The 19,977-nt window shown below is 47.9% G+C and carries 19 protein-coding genes and 1 other annotated feature; of the genes, 5 read left to right on the top strand and 14 right to left on the bottom strand.

The genetic code is table 11. From position 1 onward, the window contains the following. Positions 1–26: 26 nt before the first annotated feature. Positions 27–995: a bile acid:sodium symporter family protein gene (locus MHB82_RS13045; protein WP_153978271.1), complete on the top strand. Its 969-nt coding sequence runs from the start codon at positions 27–29 to the stop codon at positions 993–995. A 66-nt stretch (positions 996–1,061) separates the two neighbouring features. On the opposite strand, the gene asd is transcribed toward MHB82_RS13045, so the two are convergent. The 5 genes from asd to MHB82_RS13020 all read right to left on the bottom strand — a co-directional run bounded on the left by asd (position 1,062) and on the right by MHB82_RS13020 (position 7,365). Then, the gene (gene asd, locus MHB82_RS13040; RefSeq protein ID WP_127535993.1) at positions 1,062–2,147 is read right to left on the bottom strand and encodes an aspartate-semialdehyde dehydrogenase; all 1,086 of its coding nucleotides are present in this window, start codon (positions 2,145–2,147) and stop codon (positions 1,062–1,064) included. 168 nt (positions 2,148–2,315) lie between these two features. Next, positions 2,316–2,588, bottom strand: a binding site (T-box leader). A gap of 183 nt (positions 2,589–2,771) precedes the next feature. After that, positions 2,772–3,644: a UTP--glucose-1-phosphate uridylyltransferase GalU gene (galU, locus tag MHB82_RS13035; protein ID WP_095358332.1), complete on the bottom strand. Its 873-nt coding sequence runs from the start codon at positions 3,642–3,644 to the stop codon at positions 2,772–2,774. A 1-nt stretch (position 3,645) separates the two neighbouring features. Further along, on the bottom strand, positions 3,646–4,089 hold the full coding sequence (locus MHB82_RS13030; protein WP_341174859.1) for a GtrA family protein: 444 nt from the start codon (positions 4,087–4,089) through the stop codon (positions 3,646–3,648). Next, positions 4,082–5,068: a glycosyltransferase family 2 protein gene (locus MHB82_RS13025; RefSeq protein WP_341174858.1), complete on the bottom strand. Its 987-nt coding sequence runs from the start codon at positions 5,066–5,068 to the stop codon at positions 4,082–4,084. The genes MHB82_RS13030 and MHB82_RS13025 overlap by 8 nt, the downstream gene beginning before the upstream one ends. Before the next feature lie 47 nt (positions 5,069–5,115). Next, on the bottom strand, positions 5,116–7,365 hold the full coding sequence (locus tag MHB82_RS13020; RefSeq protein ID WP_445671228.1) for a glycosyltransferase family 39 protein: 2,250 nt from the start codon (positions 7,363–7,365) through the stop codon (positions 5,116–5,118). Between the two features lie 196 nt (positions 7,366–7,561). Between MHB82_RS13020 and MHB82_RS13015 the strand changes: the two genes are divergently transcribed. Together MHB82_RS13015 and MHB82_RS13010 are read left to right on the top strand one after the other, a co-directional pair. Continuing rightward, positions 7,562–8,245 (top strand): response regulator transcription factor, encoded by a 684-nt coding sequence (locus MHB82_RS13015; RefSeq protein WP_110822383.1) that lies wholly within the window; start codon positions 7,562–7,564, stop codon positions 8,243–8,245. Beyond that, complete coding sequence (locus MHB82_RS13010) at positions 8,245–9,792, top strand: sensor histidine kinase (RefSeq protein ID WP_341174856.1); 1,548 nt, start codon at positions 8,245–8,247, stop codon at positions 9,790–9,792. Before MHB82_RS13015 ends, MHB82_RS13010 begins: the two co-directional genes overlap by 1 nt. Positions 9,793–9,866: 74 nt before the next feature. Here MHB82_RS13010 and MHB82_RS13005 read toward each other — a convergent pair whose 3' ends face one another. The 7 genes from MHB82_RS13005 to MHB82_RS12975 all read right to left on the bottom strand — a co-directional run bounded on the left by MHB82_RS13005 (position 9,867) and on the right by MHB82_RS12975 (position 15,230). Next, positions 9,867–10,457 carry an HAD-IA family hydrolase gene (locus MHB82_RS13005; protein ID WP_341174855.1) on the bottom strand — a complete coding sequence of 197 codons (591 nt, stop codon included), beginning with the start codon at positions 10,455–10,457 and terminating at the stop codon, positions 9,867–9,869. A 65-nt stretch (positions 10,458–10,522) separates the two neighbouring features. After that, complete coding sequence (locus MHB82_RS13000) at positions 10,523–11,071, bottom strand: hypothetical protein (protein WP_341174854.1); 549 nt, start codon at positions 11,069–11,071, stop codon at positions 10,523–10,525. Positions 11,072–11,112: 41 nt separating this feature from the next. Beyond that, positions 11,113–11,463 carry a VOC family protein gene (locus MHB82_RS12995; RefSeq protein WP_341174853.1) on the bottom strand — a complete coding sequence of 117 codons (351 nt, stop codon included), beginning with the start codon at positions 11,461–11,463 and terminating at the stop codon, positions 11,113–11,115. After that, positions 11,460–12,035 carry a GNAT family N-acetyltransferase gene (locus MHB82_RS12990; RefSeq protein WP_341174852.1) on the bottom strand — a complete coding sequence of 192 codons (576 nt, stop codon included), beginning with the start codon at positions 12,033–12,035 and terminating at the stop codon, positions 11,460–11,462. The genes MHB82_RS12995 and MHB82_RS12990 overlap by 4 nt, the downstream gene beginning before the upstream one ends. Positions 12,036–12,217: 182 nt before the next feature. Next, positions 12,218–12,511 (bottom strand): hypothetical protein, encoded by a 294-nt coding sequence (locus MHB82_RS12985; protein ID WP_095287440.1) that lies wholly within the window; start codon positions 12,509–12,511, stop codon positions 12,218–12,220. A gap of 143 nt (positions 12,512–12,654) precedes the next feature. Then, positions 12,655–14,388 carry an ATP-binding cassette domain-containing protein gene (locus MHB82_RS12980; RefSeq protein ID WP_341174851.1) on the bottom strand — a complete coding sequence of 578 codons (1,734 nt, stop codon included), beginning with the start codon at positions 14,386–14,388 and terminating at the stop codon, positions 12,655–12,657. Further along, positions 14,385–15,230 (bottom strand): ATP-binding cassette domain-containing protein, encoded by an 846-nt coding sequence (locus MHB82_RS12975; protein ID WP_341174850.1) that lies wholly within the window; start codon positions 15,228–15,230, stop codon positions 14,385–14,387. Before MHB82_RS12975 ends, MHB82_RS12980 begins: the two co-directional genes overlap by 4 nt. A gap of 113 nt (positions 15,231–15,343) precedes the next feature. Here MHB82_RS12975 and MHB82_RS12970 point away from each other — a divergent pair, with 113 nt between their 5' ends. Further along, a complete protein-coding gene (locus MHB82_RS12970; RefSeq protein WP_095358343.1) occupies positions 15,344–15,934 on the top strand; it encodes a biotin transporter BioY in 591 nt (196 codons plus the stop codon). Between the two features lie 172 nt (positions 15,935–16,106). Here MHB82_RS12970 and MHB82_RS12965 read toward each other — a convergent pair whose 3' ends face one another. Beyond that, the gene (locus MHB82_RS12965; protein ID WP_095358344.1) at positions 16,107–16,877 is read right to left on the bottom strand and encodes an SDR family NAD(P)-dependent oxidoreductase; all 771 of its coding nucleotides are present in this window, start codon (positions 16,875–16,877) and stop codon (positions 16,107–16,109) included. 178 nt (positions 16,878–17,055) lie between these two features. On the opposite strand from MHB82_RS12965, the gene MHB82_RS12960 reads away from it, so the two are divergent. After that, positions 17,056–17,646 carry a TetR/AcrR family transcriptional regulator gene (locus MHB82_RS12960; RefSeq protein WP_095358345.1) on the top strand — a complete coding sequence of 197 codons (591 nt, stop codon included), beginning with the start codon at positions 17,056–17,058 and terminating at the stop codon, positions 17,644–17,646. 75 nt (positions 17,647–17,721) lie between these two features. Here MHB82_RS12960 and MHB82_RS12955 read toward each other — a convergent pair whose 3' ends face one another. After that, entirely contained in the window at positions 17,722–19,977 is a 2,256-nt protein-coding gene (locus tag MHB82_RS12955; protein WP_341174849.1) for an FAD-dependent oxidoreductase, read from the bottom strand.

The raw sequence follows: 19,977 nt of genomic DNA, 5'->3' as shown, positions 1-19,977 counted from the left end.
TCACACGGTAAAGGGATGTCATGAATATGCTTCAGGCTTTGAATCAGCGCTTGAACCGCATCATGCCACTGATTACTCCAACCAGCATTATCATTGGCGTACTTTGCGGAAGTTTTCTTTCTTCGTACACCTTTTTGTCACCTTGGCTTTTTGCATTTATGACGTTTGCAGGAAGCATCAGTCTAGGGTTCAGGGATTTTCTGAATGTTTTGAAAAAGCCTTTTCCCCTGTTTGTTTGTCTATTCATATTACATTTGGCGATGCCTTTGATCGCACTCGGTATGGGGCATCTGGTTTTTCCCATGGACGCTTATACGATAACCGGACTTGTTCTGGCAGCCGTAATTCCGACTGGTGTAAGCAGCTTCATCTGGGTTAGCATTTACCGTGGCAATATTGCACTGACGCTATCCATTATCCTGATTGACACCATGCTGGCCCCATTCGTCGTTCCGGGTGTTCTTTCACTCCTGATCGGCACCAGCGTTACGCTGGATATGGGAGCGATCATGAGCAGTCTGTTTTGGATGATCGTTGTGCCATCATTGGTGGGTATGCTGCTGAATGAATGGACCAAGGGAGCCATTGTACCGGTATGGGGCCCAAGACTGAATCCATTTTCCAAGTTGTTTATGGCGGTGGTAGTGGCTATCAACGGATCGGTCGTTGCTCCTTACCTGGCCGATTTCAACTGGAGACTGGCAGGTCTGGCGGCAATTATCATTTTCCTGGCTTCCTTAGGCTATGCACTCAGTTATTTCATTGCAAGATTGCTGGGTTGGAATGAGGCTGACCAGGTGGCTCTCGTTTTCAATGGAGGCATGCGCAATATCAGCGCAGGAGCGGTGCTTGCCGTATCCTATTTCCCACCTCCCGTTGCTGTGCCGGTTGTTCTCGGAATGGTATTTCAGCAAATGCTGGCTTCCCTGACAGGTTATCTGCTAGGACGGCGCTCTCAACTGCTGCAAAATGCAGACAAAACGTCGGCAGCCTAGGGACGTAAAAACCAAAAAAAACGCCAACAACGGTTGGCGTTTTTTGGTATTTCAAATGATCATTTTTTATTTCGGTTGAATATATCCTTCAGCTTTAAGCAATTCCGCGATCAGAACTGCACCGCCTGCTGCTCCGCGGAGCGTGTTGTGGGACAATCCCACAAATTTGTAATCATACAGGGAGTCCTCACGTAGTCTTCCTGTGGATACACCCATTCCGCGTTCAATGTCACGATCAAGCTTCGTTTGTGGTCTGTTCTCTTCTTCAAAGTACGTAATGAATTGTTTCGGTGCACTTGGCAATTCCAACTCTTGTGGACGCCCTTTGAATTGCAACCAACGCTCCAGAATTTCATCTTTGGAAGGTTTTTTCTCAAAGTTGACAAATACCGTAGCCAGATGCCCATCCGTTACCGGAACACGGATACATTGCGTCGTGATGAGTGGAGACGAAGCTTTCACAATCTCGTTGTTTTGCACGCTTCCCCAGATGCGAAGCGGCTCTTGCTCGCTCTTCTCTTCTTCGCCACCAATGTATGGAATGACGTTATCCAGCATTTCAGGCCAATCCGTGAAGTTTTTGCCTGCTCCCGAAATGGCTTGATACGTGGAAGCAACCACTTGAGTCGGGTTGAACTCACGAAGCGCATGCAGTGCAGGTACATAGCTCTGAATGGAGCAGTTTGGTTTAACTGCGATGAATCCTGTTTTGGTGCCCAGACGTTTGCGCTGTGCTTCAATCACTTCCAAGTGTCCTGGGTTGATCTCTGGAATAACCATAGGTACATCGGCAGTCCAGCGATGAGCCGAGTTGTTGGAGACAACCGGTGTGCCGGTTTTGGCATAAGCTTCTTCAAGCGCTTGGATCTCATTCTTTTTCATATCTACTGCACAGAAGATAAAATCAACCTGGCTGGCAAACGCTTCAACCTGGGAGGCATCCTGCACAACGATTTGTTTCACAGCTTCCGGGATGGGAACTGCGAGTTTCCATCTGCCTTGAACGGATTCTTCGTATGTTTTGCCTGCCGAGTTGGCACTTGCCGAAATAGCTGTTACTTCAAACCATGGATGGCCATCCAGCAGGTCCACAAAACGCTGGCCTACCATTCCTGTTCCTCCGACAATACCGACTTTCAATTTTGCTGTCATATAATCATCATTTCCTTTCGGTGTGAGTTCAATAATCGCTATTTTCATTCCTGCATCGGTTGATGGGACTTCATGATTCTTCCCTTAGTAAACACTATTCAGGTGATTCCAAAGCGTGTTGCGAGCACCCCGGAAAAACCAAAAAAATCCCACCCCCAAGACAAAAGTCTCAGGGACGAGATTGAACACTCGTGGTACCACCCAGATTCGCCCATATGTCGCCATATCAGCCTCTAAGAGTTAAGGATACAACCGTTAATCCGTTGTAACAGCCTATACTCCAGCTCTGTAACAGGAGCTCCTGTCACACCATCCCTTATATGCCAAGTTCCGATGTGCTGCTCTGAGTCTTTATTCAATAAAAATTCTTTACCCCTTTTCAGCTGCCGGGGCTCTCTGAGAAAGAATACTTTTATTTACTCGTCTCTTCGTCGCATTTGATATTGCGATTATAATATCAAAGTTACCATTGCGAAGTAAACATATTTTTTATAATTTGCTGCAATTGGATATTTATTTACTACGTTTTAGTGACAAAAGCATTCGTTACCAGAAGGACAAGCTGCATTATGCTCAGATTACCATATCCTACCTCATTACCTAATGCAGCTAAACATTATACAATCAGCCCCACTGCGTTGCGAGCTGTTTGAGGTATGGTGACAGTACCGGCTGCAGCTCCTTGCGCATAAGTCCGATTTCCAAAATAGCCTGGATGTAACCGAACTGATTGCCAATATCATAGCGGCGGCCCTCAAGCTCAAGAGCAAGCAGCTCTTCCAACTGACTCACTTCTTTTAACGCATCGGTTAATTGATATTCTCCTCCTGCGCCTCTCTCGATCCGATCCAAAATGGGAAATATCGATGGTTTCAGAATATAACGTCCCATTACCGCAGTCCTTGATGGCGCCTCCTCCATTGAGGGCTTCTCCACCAGATTCGTAATTCGGTGGACCCGATCCTCTGCACCTGCTGAATCGATAATTCCATATTTGCTTACATCTGCAGGCTGCACTTGACGTACACCCACGACCTGACTGTTGGTCTTTTCATACAAATGAATCATCTGTGCAAGTGCCGGCGGATCGGATACCATAATATCATCCCCCAGCAGCACTGCGAACGGATCCTCTCCCACAAACTGACGCGCGCATCCGATGGCATGTCCTAGTCCCAGTGGTTCTTTTTGACGGATAAAATGAATGCTGGCCATATCACTTATCGCCTGCACTTGCTCGAGCAAATCCTTTTTGCCTTTGGCATAGAGGGAATGCTCCAGTTCCACCGATTTGTCAAAATGATCCTCGATGGATTTTTTGTTGCGTCCGGTCACAATGATAATATTTTCAATGCCCGATTGAACCGCTTCTTCAACAATATATTGAATGGCGGGTTTATCCACAATGGGCAGCATTTCTTTCGGCTGAGCCTTGGTTGCCGGCAGGAAGCGTGTTCCGAGTCCGGCTGCCGGAATGACTGCCTTTTTGATTCTCATATCATGAAATACTCCTTTCGTTCGTATCTGTATTCGGATTCGGATAGGACGCTGTGGCAGAGACAGCACAGAAAACCCAATATCGACTGGCAATATAGTTCAGAATCATCCCCAAGATGGTCGCTGCTGCTTTGCTTATGACCAGATTCCAGCCAAGTATGTGGTTCGAGAGAAACAAGATTAGGGATGATATGACGAGAACGATCAGATTTGTAATCACAAAACGCAGCAATTCATTATTTGGACCTTGTCTTCTGGCATCCCTGAACGTCCATCGTCTATTCCACCAATAACTGTTCAATACGCCGCAGCTATAGGAAATGAGCTGGGCAATCAGAGCGGGTCTGCCCAGGGCGGCGAGCATGGTAAACACCAATGCATCCACAGCCGTATTCATCACACCCACGATCCCGAATTTGATCAGAGTGGCCAACCGATTAATCATGGTGAGCAACTCTGCCTGTCATTCGCACTTGTCCGGACTGACTCTCCGATTGATACACGTCTCGCACAATGTATAAGGGTCTCGCCTTGGTTTCATCATAGATGCGGCCAATGTATTCCCCCAGAATGCCCAGCATAATGAGAATAAATCCATTAAATATCAGCATGATGCTGACGATGGATGGCCAGCCTTTGATCGTTGAATCGGTAAAAATCGCAGAAATGATCACACTGAGCATGTAGATAAATCCGCCTACGGACAGAATAGCGCCCACGTAACCCGCAAGCTTGAGCGGTTTATACGAGAAGGAAGTAATGCCATCCAGGCTCAGCTTCAGCATGCGTTTCAACGGATATTTCGTCTCGCCTGCCAGACGCTCATCCCGTTCGTATTCGATCGCTGTTTGTCTGAATCCAACCCAACTGACCAAACCACGGACAAATCGATTTTTTTCCGGAAGGCGTTTCATTTCATCGCACACTTTGCGATCGATTAAGCGGAAATCTCCAGTATCCACTGGAATATCCGTATCGGTTGAAGCCCGGAGTACGCGGTAAAACATGCTTGCAGACCATTTCTTGAATCGGGTCTCCCCGCTTCGTCTGGTTCGGCGGGCATAGACTACCTCATAGCCCTCTTTCCATTTGGCAATCATGTCCAGAATCAGTTCGGGAGGGTCCTGAAGGTCTGCATCAATAATGACTACTGCATCACCTGCTGCATAATCCATCCCTGCGGTAATAGCGATCTGGTGACCGAAGTTGCGTGCAAAATCAATTAATTTTACACTTTCATCCCAACGTGCATAGTCACGGATCATCTGCGCACTTCGGTCGATACTGCCATCGTTGACAAACAGCAGTTCATACGTTTCTCCAGTACTGCCCATAACCTTTTTGACACGTCGATAGGTCTCTTCAATGACTGCCTCTTCGTTGTACATCGGAATAATGATGCTGTAACGGCACTTTTGGGCCATATTCGTTCCCTCCCTTTTCAATTTCGGTTCGTTCCACTTGACCATCTCTATAACTTCACTTCGTATAGGGTGCTCTGTCCGCCGAAGCCAGCTCCGCTATCCGTACCTGTCATCCACTCAGATGTCGGAATTTCGGTACCATGTTCCATGATCCAGCTGCTGATATCCGAATTGCCTCCTCGGCCACCCATGCCGCCAACCATGAAGTATTTCACTTGTCCGCTCTTCACAAGCTCTTCCAGTTCCTCGGTCGTATACACCGGATCAGAACCGGAGAAGCCTCCGAGTGTAATGACAGCCTCGTTCTCATCAATGATGTATGGAGCTGCCTGGTTATAATCTGTCGTTGCGAAAAGATAAGTCTCTCCTGTGTTATTTTCTCTGAGATAATTCAGTGTTGTTTTATCTACTTCTTCGTTCCTGTTTCCGGCTCCGCCTCGTCCGCCAGCTGCTCCCATGCCACCACCGCCAAACATGTTTCCACCAGATGCCGGAGGTGTTCCTGTACTCGAATTATCATCAGCAGTTCCGCTGTCAGAAGCACCAGGGAAGGATGAGTCCGTATCACTTGCAGCATTAGGTGGAGTCATCTCGCTATCTCGATCACCTTGTCTGCCTCCCATAGCCATGCCCATGCCGCCGAACATTCCATTCGAACCCGTAGGACCCGCCGCAGGAATCATGCTGTTACCGCCGTAGGTTATTGGCGTGAATGCCCAATAGACTGGACCAATAAGCATAACCATAAACCCTGCCACGATGATGCCTTGCTTCCATTGTTGTGAACGATTGAGCATAACAATTAGGATGAGCGTAATCACAATACCTGCAATGAGTTCGCTGATCGACCAGCCTGCACCGATGGTGTCATCATAGACCTGCATGATATACCAGCCGAAGATCGTCGTAAGCAGAACGGCAAGAGGAAGCAGCCAGGCTTGCCATCCGTTACGTTCTCGATAGGCCTGCCACATGGCTACAAATCCGGCACCAGTCAAAGCTGCAACTGGCGGGGCCAGCATGATCAGATAATATTGGTGGAAGAAACCAGCCACACTGAAGAATGCTGCAACCGGAAGCAACCAGATCAGCCAAAACGCAGCTTCCTTATGTTTCATCTTAATATTTCTCCGTCTGAGCCCCGCAAAGAGAGCAATGCATCCCAGCAGTACCGTTGGCAGAAGCCAGCTGGCCTGCCCCGACAGTTCAGTCTGGAACAATCGAAGCACACCTTTTTCCCCTGTGCCGAACATGCCACCCATTCCGCCACCATTGCCGCCGAAATTCCTTCCGTTTGGCATTTCAGCGCTGTTCGGCATCAGTCCGCCTTGCGGGAAATTCATTCTGTTCATTTGCCCCATCTCACCCGTTGAACCGTCGCTGGATGGCTTGCCTGCAGCAACGGAGTTGTCTGATGAATCAGAATCCAAGGCTGCGGCTGAAGCATCGTCACGGTTTCTATCATCTGCCATGTTAGGCATGCCTGCGCCAGCGGTTCTGTTCTGCTGACCTGTAAGACGGGACAGACCGTTATAGCCAAATGCAAGCTCCAGCACCGAATTGGTTTCGCTGCTTCCTATGTAAGGCCGCTGACTTTCCGGTATAGAATCGACCGTCACTGCCCAGGATAAGGAAACAATTTCCAGTACTGCGGTACTACCAATAAGCAGAAGGATCTTCTTTCTCCATTTCGCCTGGAATGCAAGCAGGTAAAAGATATAAAATGCCGGAAGGATCATGTAGGCCTGAAGCATTTTCATGTTAAATGCCAGTCCAATAAGGCCAAATGCTACGAGGATCCGCCACGGACTGCCCTGCTTGGTACCTTTGAACAAAAACCAGGAACCGAGCAATAGCGTAAACACCAGCATGCTGTCGATATTGTTGGTACGGCTTACTGCCGCCACAACGGGAACCGTAGCCATGGCCAGAGCAGCAATACGTGCCGCAGCAAGTCCAAAGGTTGGTTTAACCATGAAATAAATGATCAGTACCGAACCGATTCCCGCTAACACTTGCGGCAAAATAACACTCCATCCATGCAATCCGAAAACATAGGCAAAAGCCGTCTGAATCCAAAACACGACGGGTGGTTTATCTACCGTTACGGAGCCAGCCGAATCAAGGGATGCGTAGAAGAAATTGTGGAAATTTCTCAGCATGCTCCCTACGGCGGTCGTATAGTAGGAATTGGCATATTGATCGTTCCAAATTCCGTATCCGTTCAGTATTGCCGCCAATATGACAATCGGCAGAAGGACCAGATCAATCCTTCGTTTGGCATTTTTCAATGTCAATCACTCCTTATCGTTCTTCATGACTGTATTGTGACATGCCAAAATAAAATTGGGATGAGTCCCCGCTGAATGTTAACTGAGGATAAGTTCCAAACCTTTCAGCTAATTTTCAGCTTGGCAAGCGATAATACAACATAAAGCCCTCAACTTTTTGAGGCATTCAATAGATGGATTTAACAGGGAGGCATGCCCGCTTATGAAGTTAAGTACCGGGATTAAAGTCCTTTTGGCGGATGATGAACCACATATTTTGCAATTTTTGGAGCTTGGATTGAGTAATGAGGGCTTCGATGTACGCACGGCTCCGGATGGTGCTGTAGCGCTTGAACTCGCACTTGAGTTCCGTCCGCATATGGCCATTTTGGACGTCATGATGCCGGAAATGGATGGATTCGAGGTGGTTGAACGTCTGCGCAAGACTGGAGCCCAGGTTGGCGTCATCATGCTCACAGCCAAGGACGAAGTCGAGAACCGGGTTAAAGGTCTATGGCTTGGTGCTGACGATTATATGATCAAGCCCTTTGCCTTCGATGAGCTGCTCGCCCGGATTCAGGCAAGGCTGCGTAATCAGTTTCCATTACTCATTGGGGCCGTGACACATGGTCCTTTCCGAATCGACGATCAGCGGAAGGAGATCACCTATCATGATCAGATTCTTGAGTTGTCCCCTACGGAATATGAACTATTGAAGTTCATTGTGCTAAACCACGGTATCGTGCTAAGCAAGGCGACAATTCTTAGTCGTGTGTGGGGGTATGATTTTGGTGGTGAAGAAAATATTGTCGAGGTCTATATAAGATCACTGCGTGACAAACTTGGGGATAAAGAGCACAAACTCATTCGCACTCTTCGAGGTGTTGGATATCGAGTGGATCTCTGATGAGTCATTCGACGAATCCAACCACCAAATCTCTTCTGGGACAATTGCAGCGATTGATCTGGCCCCGTTCGCTCCGTTCTCAGCTGCTCGCACGTTCTCTGTTTATTCTTGCTGCCTTATTCTTGTTAATTGGCATTTTTCAGTTCTGGATTATGGAGAGCTTTCTGTATCGCAATCAGGCGAAAACGATGGAAGAGCAGATCATGTCCATGCCTCCTGTCTGGCTCGGCTTATCTTCGCGGAATGAGTCATTCAACAACCCATTTGCCGGACAGGCAGGCTTGGATTCGCGCGTGTCGGGTAACAGGATGCTCTACATTCCCGATCGTTCACTTGCCCTATTCGATCGAAATGGTACATTCGAGGATGTATTCGGTAAAGAAGACGGTCTGGCAGCACCCCAACTCACTGCCGCTGAATACAAAACAATCACGGACCAATTATTGGACAAACGACATGCTCCATACCAGATCGTGACGGATCGTACAGGCAGTGAGCAGTTAATCGTTTTTGCCTCGCCCGGTCCGCGCAATCGGGATTTCACCATGGTTCAGATGGGTACCCCCACGAAACCGATAAGAGATCTCATGGTTAAACAGCTGCTCATCTTCGTCATGTTATCCATTCTGGCGATGGTGGCAGGTCTCATTCTCTATACCAAAACGCTCCGCCGTACACTGATTCCGTTATCCAGTATGGTCGATACCGTCCAGCGGATCGATGCAGGCAGCTTGGCAGAACGTCTTCCCGCCACCCAGGGTCAACAGGAAGTGGATCAGCTCGCGCAGTCGTTCAACGGCATGCTCGAAAGACTCGAGCAATCATTTGAAGCGGAACGTGAATCCAAAGAACAGATGCAGCGTTTCCTGTCCGATGCTTCCCATGAACTGCGTACTCCATTGACGTCCATCCACGGATTCATTGAAGTTCTCCAGCGGGGCGCAGCGTCCAATCATGAACAACTGTATCGGGCACTGGACAGCATGTATGGGGAGTCTGTCCGTATTAACAAACTGGTTGAAGATTTGCTTATGCTAACCAAGCTTGATCAAGCTCCGAAGCAAGAACAGGAGATTGTTCAGCTGGATCATTTGCTGATGGAGATGCAGCCCCAGCTGAACATGATGGCACGGGAGCGCCATGTACACTTTGACCTGACTGCCGGTTTAACCATAATGGCTGAGCCGCACAAGCTGAAGCAGGTGGTTCTCAATTTATTCCACAATGCGGTGCAGCATACGTACCCGGAATCCGGTTCCATTACTGTGGCGCTATATGCTGTTCATAACAAGGCCGAATTGACCGTAAAAGACAACGGCACCGGAATTGAACCGGAACATCTTCCCTATATTTTTGAACGCTTCTACCGGACCAGCTCTTCCCGTTCCAGAAAGGAAGGCGGCGCTGGCCTCGGCCTAGCCATTACACGTTCCATTGTGGAAGCGCATGGCGGAAGTATTGCGGTAAACAGCAAGTTAGGCAGCGGAACAACGTTTACCATTTTACTGCCTTTGTCTGACTTATCTGAGGCAACTTTCGATCATTAGCATGACCAATAACCCTTTCCAGCTCCTAATAGACTGTGAAAGGGTTATTGGCTTAATACTCATTTTTTTCAATTCTAAACTCCTACGGTAAGTATATGGTCTATTTTTTCAATCCAATAATGTTGTTCATCTGCAAGTATTGTTCCCCATCCCAGCTCCACAGCAGACTTAAAGTTTTTCAATTGATCATCCACAAATATAATACGAGTTCTGGAATTCATATGAGATTCTACGATTTCATAAATTTCTCTATAGGGTTTGCAGAACCCGACCTGATTCGAAATGGTAATGCTCTCGGTGTGCTTTTCAATCATTAGCAATATCGGTTTAACCCATTCATGGCAATGATTACTTAGCAGATGTATATCAGCGTGCTGACTCCATCGTTCAAGATAATGTATCGCAGGTAATAATTGTGTCGTACGCTCCAGCAATTCATAAGCATAAGTTTTGTCAATCTTGGGGTATTGGGATTGCAACCAGATCCAGAACTGTTCCTCTTTCAATTTTCCTGTCCATAGGTCTTTCCGAATAGCGCTCAGCTGTTCAATGAATATAGAAAAAGTCGTGCCTGCATGACCTGCAAGCTCCTGCCAAAATGAAGAGGAAAGATTCGTAATCAGAACTCCGGCCATATCCAAAACAAGCTGAGGTTTATCTTCCATTCCATCACCTCTGTTAAAATTGATTTTCTCGAGTAAATGTTTCCTCACCATATCCCCAACTCATACTAACTCTCCGGTTTCCATGACTGGATCACCTGATGATTGGCATCGATGGCATGGATATTGTCGAACGTCTCCATGAGACTAAGCTGCGATTCGTTTTGAAAGGCTACTGGCATTCTCACGATAAACGTATTATTTATTGCTTCTACAGCATGAGTCTCTCCATTAATATATTCAATTTGGAATTTGGCAATGGATATGTCAGAATATAAGGCACCCCACATGAAATTTCCGCTATTGTTTTTGGGGGCCGCGACAACGAGGAACGCAGGACCCAGATCTGAACTGGCCGTCCAACCCGACTCGGTGTCCGCATTTACATGAAATCTCCCACGCTTCTGTTCATAGGCTGCAAATACATACTGTGTTTCGTCCAGATAAAGGACCAACTGATTCTCCTGATCAACATTCACAATCTTCACCGGTGTCTTCCAATTGGATTGGACAGCCTGGTCCAATGTTGGATATCCGAATATCCGATTCCAGAAAAGGTTGAGACCTACAATCAACAGCACAAACAGGATGGTGCTTATCCAGATTATTTTCTTCATGCTCCCCCTTACTACACTTCACCTTTTATTCATTTTACGAGCTAACACTTACACACCATTAACAGGTTTCCATCCAGATCCTGAAAGTTAAACCAGTGATCATGCTCAATGGGTGTCGTTATGTGAACATCCTTGGATTGCATAAACGCATAGGCTTTCTCAATATCTTCCGTATCAAAATGGAATGCAGGCGTTTTGAACGTATGCGCTTCGGCATAAATTTTGCTGTCCAGCACAATCCGTGTTCCGTTCATTGGAAGGATGTATAAATGACCAAACAGGATCTCGCCATCCGCAGGCAAGCCCAAGAGGTCACAATACCAATCTTTTGCACGCTCAATGTCACGGACGGGTATAAACACTGTACCGATCTGATTTAATATCGGGCTCATACCATTCCCTCCTTCTCCACAAACTCGTCCTTGGTTAATCCGAAAAGGATCATGTCATGGTACCTGCCGTTCGTATATATGACCTTGCGTCGAACACCTTCCTGAACGCAACCCAGCTTTCTCATCATGGCTGCTGAGGGTTCGTTCCCTTCGAGGACGCTATCGTTAAATTTGTTCAGTCTTCTCTCGAAGAAGGCATACTTCAGCATAATCCGAATGGCTCGCGTTCCAATCCCTTTGCCCCGATGATCACGATCGATCTGGATTCCAATGCTAAATGTCCCATTCTTCTCATCTATACTGTTTATGTTCGCGCCCCCAACGTACGTTCCATGCAAATCCTCAATCGAGAACATGATGCGTCCATGTGTACTGGAGAAATTGGAGAAGCTCTCTGTAAAATGTTTGGCCTCGGCAGACGTCGGCGGCAGTTCCACTGCACATTCGAGCAGACGACGGGCAGGTGTATCAAACCGATTATAATAATGAGCTTCCCAATCTTCCTCGCGCAGAGCACGCAGCCTGATCTGCTCATCCTGCCAAAAGTAATGGCTATAGTCAATCTCTCTCATTTCTTCATCCCCATTTCCCGTCTGTTCTTGTACTCACCATCTGTTGAACTAAACCTATGATAACCCAAATTGTGGAACCGGTGGTAGATTCTTTTTCACTGAAATGAACGCCAAACAGTCCCCAAGCAGAACGTTATGCCAGGAGACTGTGATTTATTTTTGTATACGATGAACCGCTCTGATTATTCCGAATATTGGGGCTTTGTCACGCGATCAGGAACCGATTCGTCGAAGACATCCTGACCTGGATAATCCCGTACTTCCCCTTCATGAAGCTCGTGGTTCTCATAGTCAAACCGATGTGCGGATCGCTGATCCACTCGCCACGGCGAACTCTTTCCAAGTGATTCTGACAGTAACGATGAGCCGTAAGGCCCTTCCGGAAACTCCTCTAGTGCGAGATCATTCCGCTGCGACTCCACCGTGGACAGATCGGTATATTCGCGCCGTTCTTCGTGCAAAAATTTGTCCTTCATTGTTCGTCCCTCCATATCCGCCTTGAGGTTTCCAAAGCACGTCTATTTTGAGCGAAAACCATACCATTTATGCATCATCCCTGGAAAACACTGCGTTTCATACCTTGATTCACAGAATGAATCTGAGCATTGCTCTCTCGTCATCACTTACGTATCGATATAAACAAAACAAATACAATAAGTCCAATACAACAGATGATCGTATCCCTTTTGGACCATACCAACAGGGTAGAACGTACGCCAAGCATCGGATTTTCCCGCACTTTCCGCATCTCCATGGCAATCGTCATATCTTCCGCTCGCTGCAATAACGACATTAATAAGGGGATAACCATCGGTCCGATGTCCCGGACCCGAACCGTATTGGGTTTCAGGGCAGCTTTACCGCGTGATCGAACGATAAGCGAGAAGCGCTGCCACTCGCTCCAGATCATCGGAATAAACCGGAAGATCAATGAAACGGCAAGTGCAAACGAAGCAACAGGCAGCCTAATTTTTTTACCTATGCCCAGTACCCAGTTTAACCCTTCTACCATTCGGCCATAGGGCGTGGTTAGCGAAAACCAGAGACTCGCCAAAGTAACGATAAACAAACGATACACATTCAGGAGTGTTGCCTCCGCCTGCAGCAAGGAAAAACCGAAGCGTAGACTCTCTCCCTCTGTAGCAAGCGTGGTTCCAGATAACGCTGTTGATATAATGAAGAACAGCAATAAGGGCTTCATTAACTTCACGCAGCCTGCCAGAGTCTGACGGGGCAATATACTTAGCGCCAAAACGACCGGTACCAGTGTGAGGGATAACCCAATCCAGCGGTGCTGAAGCATTGCTGCCGTTACGAGCAGAATATACAGCAGCCATTTAAGACGCGGGTCCATGTTACGGTAAAGGTCATTGGGTGGAGTTGCCTCTTGAGCTTCAATGGAATGCTCCATTTTTGCTAACTCTTGCTGGCTCGCTTCACTTGTCCCTGGCACACTCCTGGACTGTTCTCCCTGCTGACGAAGCTCATTCGAAGCCTGGAAAGAAGTCTGAGCTATACTTGCAGCCATCTCTTCAGGTGTCATTGCAGTGGGCAAGTCCATACCAGCCGCTCTCAACTGCTGGGCAAGTCGCATGGAAGGCGGCAACCCGATCTCCGCCTCTTCCAGCAGTTCGGGATGCATATGAAGTTCTCTCGGTGTAAGATCCGCAATCAACCGTCCTTCCCGCAGCAAAAGAACACGATCCGCAATCGGCAAAAATGTATCCAGGTCGTGCGTGGCCACAATGGCTCCCTTACCTACATTCCGGTGCCGTTTAAGCACGTCAAGCAGAAGCAAAACGCTCTGCGCTTCCAATCCAGCGCTGGGTTCATCAAGCAGAAGCCACTCAGGCTTCGTTGCCATCCCGAGTGCGAGGCCGAGCCTTCTTCGTTCACCCCCGCTCAGCGCAAAAGGAGATCTATCCGGATTGAAGCGCTGTTTCATCTCATCTGGATCCGTTGGCGGATCCCATTGTACAAGCGACTCGGTCATCTGGCATTTCTTTTGTTCATCCGATAGTGGGTACGGGCGAAGCGAGTACGAGAATTCCCGCTGAATGCTTCGGGCAAATAGCTGCTGCTCGGGAAACTGGAACACCAATCCCATCTGCAGCAAAATAGACTGCGGTACCTTCCCATTTTGCCAGAATGGTTCACCGTTCAATGCAATGTGACCAGCACTTGGTGGTTTGAGACCTGCTATGGTCTGCAATAAAGTGGTTTTACCGGATCCTGTGCAGCCTAATAACAGGGTTATTTCACCGCTGTTCAACTGGAGGGACATGTCCTGCAAAAGTGCCCTCGTTCCGGATTCAGGCGCTTCTACGGTTAGGTGATCCAGTTCAATAGTCATCGGGCAGCCTCCTCCACCAGTTGTTCTGGCCGGAGTGGTGTGGCGGCTTGATTCAAAAAACCTTGCTGTTTGAGAAGGAGAGCTGTTTTTACTGTAAAGGGTGGGTCTAGTCTCAGTCGCTCACAGGGTGTACGTTCCTCAGCCTTGGTTGCCGGGGGAGTCTCGACCGTACTTCCATAGAAAAATGACGATGGTATCCCATCATATACACATTGTCCTTGTTCCATAGCCATAATCCGATTACTTAGAGTTGCTTCTTCCAGGTGATGCGTTATCCAGACAACTGCGGTTCCTTGCCGGACGACAGATTCCACAATGGATTCTATCCGCTCTCTCGCTCCCGGATCCAGCATGGCTGTAGGTTCATCCAGGACGAGAACATCCGGCTTCGAGGCCAGGGCTACCGCAATATTGAGCAGCTGCTTTTGACCGCCAGACAAACGAGATATGGATGTGTCCGGGGAATATTGAAGGCCAACCATATGTAAAGCGTCTTCTCTACGCCGTAATTGTTCCTCTACGGAATCAACGAACGGCGATAGACTGAAATGAAACTCTTCCTCAATCGTATCTCCAAGCACCTGCGCATCAGGCTGCTGAAGCACTCCGCGAACGGCAAGCTCAGGAGCGGCCTGTCTTGTTCCGCCTGATAGTTGTGTGAAGCCGATCAGCACTGCGGCCAGAGTACTTTTCCCGCTGCCATTGGCTCCCACAATGCTGATCCATTCTCCGGGATATACGTTCAGGGAAACCCCATCGACTGCCTTGCGAACCTGGCCGGATTCGGCCGCATAATGAACTCGCGCTTGTTCCAGTGTAATTAAAGGTATAACGTCCTGCATCGAAATTTGGTCCTTTCCCTTTTGCTTCTTTTGTGGTACGATCCAAATCGTTAACCACCGTTTCCTGTTTTGGTTAACAATAAGATTACCAAAATCGAAAGGATTGTTCAATCATGAAATTATCTTTGCGGGGTATTGTATTTAGTGCACTCATGGCAGCTATACTAGTTCTTTTTGGTTACATAAGTATTCCCATCGGTTTCTCACCCGTCCCTATTACGCTGCAGACACTTGCCGTCATGCTGGCGGGAGGATTACTGGGCCCGTTATACGGTTTTCTGAGTATTGCTCTTGTCGTTATTTTGACTGCTCTAGGGTTCCCACTTCTGCACGGGGCCGGCGGCCTCGCCGTACTCCTGGGTCCAACAGGCGGATACGTCATGATGTGGCCTTTCGCAGCCCTGCTCATTGGATTATTGCTGGCACGAATCAAGCTGAAAGGGATCGGCGGTTATGTACTGGCATTTGTCGTGTTTGAACTGTTCGGATCGCTGCTGATCTATGTTTCGGGCGTACCTTGGCTGGCTTATGCCTATAAAATGTCTCTTCCGGAAGCCATGATTCAAGGTTTCTATCCTTACATTATCGGAGATCTGATCAAAGCAATCTTTGCTGCGATCATTATCGCCCCAGTTCGTATGGTATTCCCACCGCAGCGACTGACAGGTAATCTGAATTCGACCATTGTGAAGGCAGATTCCTAAGGAACACATCGTATAAAAATTCTCAAGCAAAAAAGTCGTTTCCGCGTGATAAGGTACTTACATTCACGCTGGAAACGACTTTTAAATACAATCAGGAACTTAGCTAGTGAATTGAAGCATGAAGGCGATCCTTGCCCCCAGCTCTAACGACCAGTTAGCGAAATGAGAACTTTTATCGTGATGTGTATCCTGCATCGGCATGAATTGTCGTGCCAGTCACATATGAAGATGCATCGGATGCGAGCCACAGACTTGCTTGAGCAATCTCATCAGGTTGTCCAAAACGATTCAGCAAACTGAGCTGTGGTGCATACTCTTCTGCCGTGAAGCCGAATTGATCCAGTGCACCACGCAGCATCGGCGTGTCGATCGCGCCTGGAGCAACCGTGTTGACACGGATATTGTGCGGTCCGTTTTCCATAGCGGCAACTTTGGTCATGCCGACAACACCGTGTTTGGCAGCAACATAAGCGATGTTGTTTGGTTGAGGACGGAACCCGCTCACGGACGAGATGTTAATAATGGATCCGCCCTTGCCTTGTTTCAGCATCTGCTGAAGCTCATATTTCATGCAGAGCGCAGTACCTGTCAGGTCAACGGACATCAGGCGGTGCCAGTAGGCTTCGTCGAATTCCGCTGCTGGTTTATCATCCGGAGTAAGGGCGGCATTGTTCACAGCCACATCCAGTTGTCCGTACGTATCCACTGCAAATTTAACCATAGACTGTACTTCTTCGGATTTGGAAATATCCACTTTCACGAAAGCGGATTCACCGCCTTCCGCACGGATTGCTTCCACAACTGCTTGTCCCTTTTCTTCGTTAAAATCCGCTACCACGACTTTGGCTTTGGCTGCGGCAAACAGTTTAGCTGTTGCTTCGCCCATGCCCATGGCTGCACCTGTTACGATTGCTACTTTTCCTTCCAAAACGGGAAATGTCATTATGAATACCTCCAATTTAATATGAATTCTAAACAATCCTCAATATATCCATATCATTACCCTTATTCAATCCGTAATATGTCCTTATCTGTATGTTAATGAACAGAACATGACGTTCTGTTCATTAAGTTGCGTCATTATGACAATTCAACCATACTGTAATAGAGGTGATTATAAGATGACCATGCAGCTGGACAAGCGCATTCTGCGCTCCAAATCTGATATTAAACATACATTTTTGCGTTTACTTCAGGATAAACCTTTTCAACAGATCTCCATTTCGGAGATTGTAAGGGAAGCGAGCTATAATCGGGGAACATTCTATGCCAATTTTGCAACTAAAGAGGATCTGCTAGGTGAAATTATTCAGGATGTTCTCGAAGAATTTGTTAATCAAATCAAGCATCCCTATCGGTACATAACGAGAGTAAACCTGAAAGAAATGCACACCGAAGACATCACATTGTTTCTGTATTTGAAAGAACATGCTTCTATATATAAGCTGCTGCTTAGTGACCATATCCAGGTTGATTTTCGCTACCAACTGGCGAAGACGATCGAAGACCTGTTTGTCGCTGAATATGAATATGAACTGGAGGAAGGATCACGGATTGATCCGAAGTGGCTGTTTATCTACCGGGCGCATGGCGTTGCTGGACTGTTGATTCGCTGGATTGAAGAGGACTTCCCCACCACTCCTGAGTATATGAGTACTCAAATTGTAGAATTAATGCTGCTATCCACAGCAGTTTTCCATGTAAAAAAGTAATCCCTTGATCGCTTTAACCCATTCCATTCGAGACAAATTTAAAATGAAAGGGCAGCGCCGTCGGCGCTGCCTTTTTTAGGAATATACACGGACTTCAATCAGCTCGGCACAAGGAGCGCCGTTGGTCTCCTCAATTATGATACGTAACGTTTTAGTTGATAGACTATCCTTCAAACCCATTCGGTTTGTTCGTTTACGATTGTCCTTTACGGATTCAACCAGAACCCGTTTGCCTTCCACCTCTGCCTCGATCCGGTACGCTTTTACGAGCTCCGGAATGATCTCGAACGGAGTCCGGTGATGATGCAGATTAATGAGATCTTCATTCACATCATCATTCCACGTCAGAAGAATCTCACGGATGGACACCGCATGCTCCCATTCCAACTCCACCCAGGCTTCCCCGTTTTCGTTCTCATTCAGAGGAAGGGACATCCAAGAATGAGGGCCGCCATAAGGGCGCTTATAGCCATCGATTACTTTTTCCGGCAGATAGGCATCCGTCTTTCCTGTAATTTTAAAACAAAATGGTTTGCGGTTCAGCGCCTTCATACTCCATGCAACAACGGGCTGAGACTCATCGTGATCCTCAAGGGAAGCGACCGCGTGCGGGGCAGCACCCTTCTCAAAGGCCAACACACCAGTTACTTGCTGACTAGATTGATAGAGTCTAATTCTGTCATTCTGCCTGATAACAACAAATGCATTCTGCGACTGGACAGGCTCCCATTGGATGTTAACATGAACCCATTGCTCTTCACCCTTAGCTACACGAATGGTCGTTTCGGTAATCTGTTTTGCTGGAACGTAGTTCTCTTCCCGCCCTGTATCCCAGAGTTCTACTTGGAGCTCTGTATCTTCCTCTGCCGATACCAGTAACTCCATCCCCTGAAGCGAAGGATCAACAGGGAATAGAATTCCGATATCTCTCTCCAATCCATAGGACGCTGCCGGTTGATCAATTGCAATGGTCATACACGAGGTTGAAGCAGTTACTACAGCCTTAGGAGCCAGGTCCTGCCTGTCTTCATTTCTCAAACCGATGACCGATGCATCCTGCCGCAGCAGGGTCTGCTGCAATTCCTCCAGATGCTGGCTATGAATCAATTGTGGCGATACCCCTTTGGCTGCGCATAGCGCAGCAGCCGTCCCGGCAGCTTCACCCATCACCGCACAGGTAGCCATAACTCTCGTCGTACCGAAGGCCACATGTGAAGCACTTACATTTCTTCCCGCAAAGAGCAGGTTCGACACATTCACTGAGTACAGTGAGCGATAAGGAATATGATAGATGCCGTCGGCATGCATATGCTTGGAACCGCTGGCTTCGGCGTACATGCCCTGCGGTGGATGCAGATCAATGGACCACCCGCCAAAAGCAATCCGGTCGGCAAAAGGCTCCTGGGCAAGAATATCATTTTGGTTAAGTACATAATCTCCCACAAAACGTCTGTATTCCCTTTTCCCCGGAATGGAACCCACCCACTCCAGTGTCATCGTTTCTGCATCAAACTGCCCTGAATTTTTAATATAATCCCAAATGCCGTAAATGACCGACCAAAGTTCATCCCGGATCCTTTCATTCTCGTGAACCGTGTCCAGCTCCCCTCCCCATTCGATCCACCAATAGTGACAGCCTGAATCACCGCTGCGAATGACACGTTTGATTGGAATGGGCGTTTCCTCAATGTTTTTGGCAAAGGACGGCGGCACGAAACGAACAGGTCTACCTGCATCCTGCGTGTAAAATAGCAGCGTACTTCCCAGCGTTATTTGATCCGCCGTCTCAGGCGCCCACTCTTCTCCATATTCATGCGCCGCCTCCCGGCCCAGACGATAGCGAGCTCCTGCCAGAAATCCGACTAAGCCGTCTCCTGAACAATCAAGAAACACCGGACTTTCAAAGCGAATGCGCCGTTCCGATCCCATCATCCACCCCGTCACCGATCGAATATGGCGGTCTTCCTCTGTTCCTTCTGCTTCCACCTCGTGTACATCCGTATTCAAAAACAGGCTGATCCGCTCTTCCGCTCGAACGGCTTCCATTAGAACCAGATCCCACAAATAGGGATTGCCTTCCGGATTGCGGTACTGGTTCTCCAGAAACAGCTCCCCCATGATGCCCGTCTCCCGGGCATACCGGTTCGTTCCATGTGCTGTTGCTCCGCAAACCCACACTCTCACTTCACTGCTTGAATTACCGCCAAGCACAGGCCGGTTATTAATTAATGACACGGTACTTCCCAATCTCGCCGCTGCGATGGCAGCACAGATGCCCGAGAGCCCGGCCCCGACAATCGTAATATCACTGGTAATCTGTTCAGTTCTCAT

The sequence above is a fragment of the Paenibacillus sp. FSL K6-2862 genome (assembly GCF_038005125.1).
Lineage (GTDB): Bacteria > Bacillota > Bacilli > Paenibacillales > Paenibacillaceae > Paenibacillus > Paenibacillus illinoisensis_A.
This window is presented reverse-complemented; position numbering and strand designations above follow the sequence as displayed.